The organism is Nonomuraea terrae, from assembly GCF_004348995.1.
Lineage (GTDB): Bacteria > Actinomycetota > Actinomycetes > Streptosporangiales > Streptosporangiaceae > Nonomuraea > Nonomuraea terrae.
In genome coordinates, this window is the sequence record NZ_SMKQ01000360.1 from 1 (window position 1) to 4852 (window position 4852).

Sequence of the window (4852 nt, forward strand, 5' to 3'; positions counted from 1 at the left end):
AGGGTAAGATGTGTATAAGAGAAAGTGGTGGGGGCGGCGGTGGGTGGCCGCCGCCCCCGGGTGGAGGTGAGGGTCAGATGCTGGCCGGGTCGTCCGCGGTGCGGAACAGGTCCTTGTGCAGGTAGGCGATCTGGAACTGGTCCGCTCGGCCCTCGATCGCGGCGGCCCTGGTCTTCACCCGCAGCAGGGAGGTCGGACTGCTGGAGGTGAAGGAGCCGATCTCGATGTCGTCCGGCAGCGGCTCGCCGGGCCGGACGACCTGCAGGGCCCACGCCTGCGCCTGGACGTTGTGCTCGCACAGCGGGATCCCGCTGATCGCGACGCGGCTCGGCACGGCCGGAAGGAACGGGACCTGCAGCCAGGCGTCGTCCCACGGCAGGCCCAGCTCGTGCGCGACGTCGCCGACTGCGCCTTCGTACGTCGCGGCCAGCTTGTCGAGGCTGGAGCCGTAGCTGTCGACGTACGCCTTGACGCGCCGCACGATGGCCTGCGGCGTGAGCTCGACCAGGAGGACGGCGTCGTCCGCGTGCCAGCCCTCGGCCATCTGCTCCAGGTCCCCGGCCGCGTAGTAGCGGCCGTAGCCCAGTTCGCCGACCCAGGTGATGTCACCGGCGATGGGCCGGGGGGCGTTGACGACGGCCAGGCCCTGCGAGCGGATGAGGTGGTCGTGCTCGCCCCAGCCGGGCATCCCGGCGAGGACGTACCGCTTCGCCAACGTGACTTCGGTGGTGGTGGTCATTGCTGTGGTCCCTTCGAGCAGTCGTGCAGGAGGTGGTCGTCCATGAGGGCGTCAAGCGCCTGGATGACGCTCTGGCCGTGGCCGGGCTGGGCGCCGCTGGCCCTCTCCCGGCCGAGGGGGCAGGCGACCGCGATCGTGAAGTTGTCGCGGTCGTGGAAGTAGCCGTGGCGGCGGGCCTGCCGCGCGATTGCCGCGCGGCCGGTCTTCGTGTTCGGGCTCGGGGCGGTGTTGCGGGTCACTCGTCGCCCTCGTCGTCCATGTCCGCCGCTTCGTCGGCCATGGACTCGTAGAGGCCCAGGTCAAAGCCGCCGTCTTCGCGGAGGATCTCGTTGAGCAGGTCGGCGACTTCTTCGCGCGTCGGGAGCGGGCCGGCTACCGGCACGTACACCGCGCACGAGCCGGGGCACCTTTCGCCCGGCGCGGTGCCGCAGTGCCTGCAGGGCTTCTTCGCGGGGACGGTGTCGAGGACGTCGAACACGCGCTCGCCGGTCCAGCCGGACCACTTGCCCTGAACGGTCTCCTCGACCTCGCCGGTGTCGGGGTTCTCCTCCTCGACGATCCGGTTGCCCTTGCGGCGCGCCAGGACGCAGATGGGGTTGGCGTCGGGCAGGACCGTCCGGCCCTCCCGCGCCCAGAAGAACGCCGAGTTGACACGGGTCGCGTCGGGCCGCTGCGCCATCATGCCGAGGGCGTTGCCGAGGGTGCGGTGATCCATGACGCGGCTCGCGTACACCCGGAAGGCGTCGATGAGTTCGGTCCGCTGGGACAGGAGCGCCGCGGCGCTCTCCCTCGCCCGGATCGCGGCCGACTTGTCGGCCTGCTTGCGTGCCTTGTATGCCTCGCGCTGCTCGGGTGTGAAGTCGGCGCGGGGACGCCGCCTCTTCGTGGTCGTGCGGGCCGTGGTTCCCATGGGTTGGCCTTTCTGCTTGCTGTTTCGCTTGCATGACGGTGCTGGCCGTGGGTCTGGCCAGCAGTCGAGAGGGTCAGGCGGCCGGGCGGGGGCCGAAGATGTCGGCGCCCAGCGCGTGGAGTCGGGTCTTGGTGTTCCCGCCGTGGAACAGGTATTCGGCCCGCTGCTCGTCGACGCCGAGCAGGCGCCGGGCCCGGTTCGCCGCGGTGATGGTCACGTGGTCGTAGTTGGTTTCCACGGCGTCGACCAGGTCGTTGGGCTCGGCCAGCAGGAGGTGCAGCCACCTGAAGGACTCGTGGTCGGGCACCTCCCTGCCTCCGATGAGCAGCTTCCCGGAGGGGTCCGTGGTGGCCAGCCACCTGCCGCCGGTCACCTCGCAGACGTAGCCAGCGAGGCAGAGCCCGGTCGCGCACCGGTTTCGCCCACACAGGACACGCCAGTTGCCCTGGTACCAGCGGGTCGACGGGGTGCCATCCGTCCCCTCACTCGGAACGAACACGCCGTCCTAGTCGATGCGTTCCAGTGCTAGCCGTGTCCAGAGACCCGTCTTCCGAGGTCGGGGGCAGAGTGTTTACGCTGGAGAGGGGAAAGGTGTCGGGCGGAAGGGTGACAGGAGGCCGCCGTGACCGTCCTCGCGATCTTTCTTCTCGTCATTGGGACGATCCTCGTCCTCCTGGGGACGATCCTGATCGGCCTCGGTGCGACCCTGGTCCTGCTGGGGATCGTGTTGATCGCCCTCGGGGCCTTCTTGCTGATCCGGAGAGCACTGAGACGCCGCAGCCGGTAGCTCGGTCGAGATCCACACCTGATCAGGCCGAGTCGCGTAGGCGATCAGCTCTCCGGAACTCGAGCTCGTAGGATCACCCGCGACCAGGCCGCCGAGGGCACCAATTGCGCCCAACCACGTGGCGAGACCACCACCAACACGCCCGCCGACTGGGAGCGCTGCGAAACCGAGACGACTGCTGCGACGCCTGCGACTCCTGCGGCGAGCGCCTCCGATAGCCCACCGGCCCACCCCGGACGTGCCAGAACAGGGGCCGTCGCGCAGGTCGACGGATTGGCGAGGACTCTGATCATGAGAGGGCCTTTCATGAGTGGGAGGGGTTGCGCCGAGGCCGGTGGGCGCCGGTCGGCCGGGGATGGATGGTCAGGAAGCGGCGGCGGAGGCGGTGCCGTCGTAGTCGGCCGCCCACGCGCGCATGCGGTCGATGAACTGTTCCCAGGTCCGGGTGTCGCCGGTGCGGGAGAGGCTGCCGCTGCTGGAGGAGCGGCCGTCAGTGAGCTTGACGATGTTGTACGTCCAGCCGCGCGGTGTGGCCCAGCAGTGGAACAGGGTCTTGCCGTCGTTGCACGGGATGTACGCCACCTTCATGTCGTCGCCCATCAGGTGGAACTCCTGGAAGGCAGTCACCGCGGCCTCGGTGGCGAGAGCGGGGCGCTCGGCCTCGAACCGGCCGAAGCCGGGGATCTCGGCCTCGTATCGGCCCTTGCCGAAGGTCCTCATGATCACGATGTCGGTCAGTTTCGCCATGGGGATTGGCTCCTTGTCGGTGAGGAGTGGGAGTGCCTGAGGCAATCAAGATTGCTTGCGTCAGGCACGGTCGGTCACATGTACTCGCGAATCCACGCGAGGCCGGTGTTGTCCAGCTCAAGCTGGGCGCGGGTCACGGTGACGTAGGCGAGCATCGCGTCCGGACGGGAGATCCGGCCCGGCTTGCCGTCCTGGGTGGGCTTGGGCTCGGGGAAATCGTCCGCGACCAGCACGCGGTGCCACTCGCGTCCCTTCGCCTTGTGCGCGGTGGACACCGTCACGTCGGCGCGGTCCTCGGGAACGAGCCGAGACACGGTGTCGATCACGACGTCGGGACCGTGCTCGTCGATGAGGTTGACGAACGGCCGCAGGTCGGAGCCCTCGTCCTCCTCGACATAATCTTGCAGCTCTCCCCAGTTCTTGAAGGCGAACAGCTCGGGGTGAGAGCAGCCGCGCCCGGCCTTGAGCTGCATCGCCGCCTCGGCCAGCTTGCGGATCTGGTCGCCGCCGCCGACGAGCGCGACGCGACGGCCGGCCTTCAGCTGCTTCATGACCTGGGCCATGGCTGCGCCGTTGGTGCGGCAGAGGATCGCGTCCGGCTCGGCCAGGGTGGTGAGGCGGGAGTTGATCTGCTCGAACCCGCGCAGACGCAAGGGCGCCTGCAGGTACTCCAGCCACAGGTTCGCCTCCTCCGCGACCGCCTCGCCGAAGGGGAAGCTCTGGGAGAGGGTGAGCCGCACGCCGTTGAACTTGCTCATGGCGTCTTCGGCGCCGCGCCATCCGTAGATGGACTGCGAGGAGTCGCCGACGAGGACCAGCTGGGCGTGCCGCTGCAGCTCGACCATCTTCGCGACAGGTGGATTGGAGTCCTGCGCCTCGTCCAGCATCACGTAGTCGTACTGGCTGAGCTGCGGGTCAGACAGGCACCAGATCTTGAGGTAGCAGTCGTGCGAAAAGGGCAGCTGGCCGCGCGGGTCGAGGATGTCCTGCCATGCCTTCTGCGCGAGCAGCGGGATCTCGGCGGCGAGGGTCTGCATCGTCTCGGGGTCGTCGAGGCCGGGGATGCGCGGGACAGGCTGGTGGAGGATGTTGGTGCGGGCGCTGCGGGTGAACGCGGTGACGGTGGCCATGACGATCCGGGCGACGACGGCCGGGGGGATCATGGCGGTCGGCGTGTAGATCGGGCTGTTGATCTTCAGCAGGCGGGCCACGTCCTCCGACTTCATGCGGGACGCCTTCAGCCGGTGGGCGTACTTGCGGCCGACCGCGCCGAACGCCAGGCCGTGCGAGGTCTTGCAGGTGACGGAGTCGGGGAACGACTTCTGCGCCTCGACCTGGATGCTGTTGTGCGTAGGGATGCAGCCAGCCGTTAGGAACAGGTGGTCGTCGGCATCGATGGAGATGCAGGTCGCCTCGGCCGGCGCGGCCTCCCGAACCTCGACGATCTTCCGGGGTGTCTGCTCGTCACGAGTACGCGGCATCCATGCCTCGGCCTTGCGAGGAAGCCGGAAGGGACACACACCTACGGCTAGGCCGTGTCTTCAAATGATCACAGCCAGAGCATCAGGCACGCGATAGTGACGACCGCGGTGTATGACGTCGCGGTCTTGTCGTAGCGGGTGGCCAGAGCGCGGAACTGCTTGAGCCGGTTGAAGCAGCGCTCGACGAC

The 4852-nt window shown here is 68.5% G+C and carries 7 protein-coding genes and 1 pseudogene; 1 reads left to right on the top strand and 7 read right to left on the bottom strand.

The window, feature by feature from the left end:
* Nucleotides 1–73: 73 nt before the first annotated feature.
* The 4 genes from E1286_RS46065 to E1286_RS46080 all read right to left on the bottom strand — a co-directional run bounded on the left by E1286_RS46065 (nt 74) and on the right by E1286_RS46080 (nt 2022).
* Nucleotides 74–739 (bottom strand): hypothetical protein, encoded by a 666-nt coding sequence (locus tag E1286_RS46065; protein ID WP_132623563.1) that lies wholly within the window; start codon nt 737–739, stop codon nt 74–76.
* Complete coding sequence (locus E1286_RS46070) at nt 736–978, bottom strand: hypothetical protein (RefSeq protein WP_132623565.1); 243 nt, start codon at nt 976–978, stop codon at nt 736–738. Before E1286_RS46070 ends, E1286_RS46065 begins: the two co-directional genes overlap by 4 nt.
* Nucleotides 975–1649 (bottom strand): hypothetical protein, encoded by a 675-nt coding sequence (locus E1286_RS46075; protein WP_132623567.1) that lies wholly within the window; start codon nt 1647–1649, stop codon nt 975–977. Before E1286_RS46075 ends, E1286_RS46070 begins: the two co-directional genes overlap by 4 nt.
* Before the next feature lie 73 nt (nt 1650–1722).
* Nucleotides 1723–2022 (bottom strand): hypothetical protein, encoded by a 300-nt coding sequence (locus E1286_RS46080; protein ID WP_132623569.1) that lies wholly within the window; start codon nt 2020–2022, stop codon nt 1723–1725.
* A 249-nt stretch (nt 2023–2271) separates the two neighbouring features.
* On the opposite strand from E1286_RS46080, the gene E1286_RS48690 reads away from it, so the two are divergent.
* On the top strand, nt 2272–2436 hold the full coding sequence (locus E1286_RS48690; protein WP_165970241.1) for a hypothetical protein: 165 nt from the start codon (nt 2272–2274) through the stop codon (nt 2434–2436).
* 363 nt (nt 2437–2799) lie between these two features.
* Here the strand turns inward: E1286_RS48690 and E1286_RS46085 are convergent, their stop codons facing one another.
* The 3 genes and pseudogenes from E1286_RS46085 to E1286_RS46095 form a co-directional block, all read right to left on the bottom strand.
* Nucleotides 2800–3183, bottom strand: coding sequence for a hypothetical protein (locus E1286_RS46085; protein WP_132623571.1), 384 nt, complete (start codon nt 3181–3183; stop codon nt 2800–2802).
* A gap of 74 nt (nt 3184–3257) precedes the next feature.
* Complete coding sequence (locus tag E1286_RS46090; RefSeq protein WP_132623573.1) at nt 3258–4664, bottom strand: UvrD-helicase domain-containing protein; 1407 nt, start codon at nt 4662–4664, stop codon at nt 3258–3260.
* A 68-nt stretch (nt 4665–4732) separates the two neighbouring features.
* A pseudogene (locus tag E1286_RS46095) lies at nt 4733–4852 on the bottom strand (IS5/IS1182 family transposase); the annotation flags it as partial.

Coding starts and splice junctions, on each gene's coding strand:
- E1286_RS46090 (WP_132623573.1), bottom strand. CDS start 4,664: ATGCCGCGTACTCGTGACGAGCAGACACCCCGGAAGATCGTCGAGGTT.
- E1286_RS46075 (WP_132623567.1), bottom strand. CDS start 1,649: ATGGGAACCACGGCCCGCACGACCACGAAGAGGCGGCGTCCCCGCGCC.
- E1286_RS46065 (WP_132623563.1), bottom strand. CDS start 739: ATGACCACCACCACCGAAGTCACGTTGGCGAAGCGGTACGTCCTCGCC.
- E1286_RS46085 (WP_132623571.1), bottom strand. CDS start 3,183: ATGGCGAAACTGACCGACATCGTGATCATGAGGACCTTCGGCAAGGGC.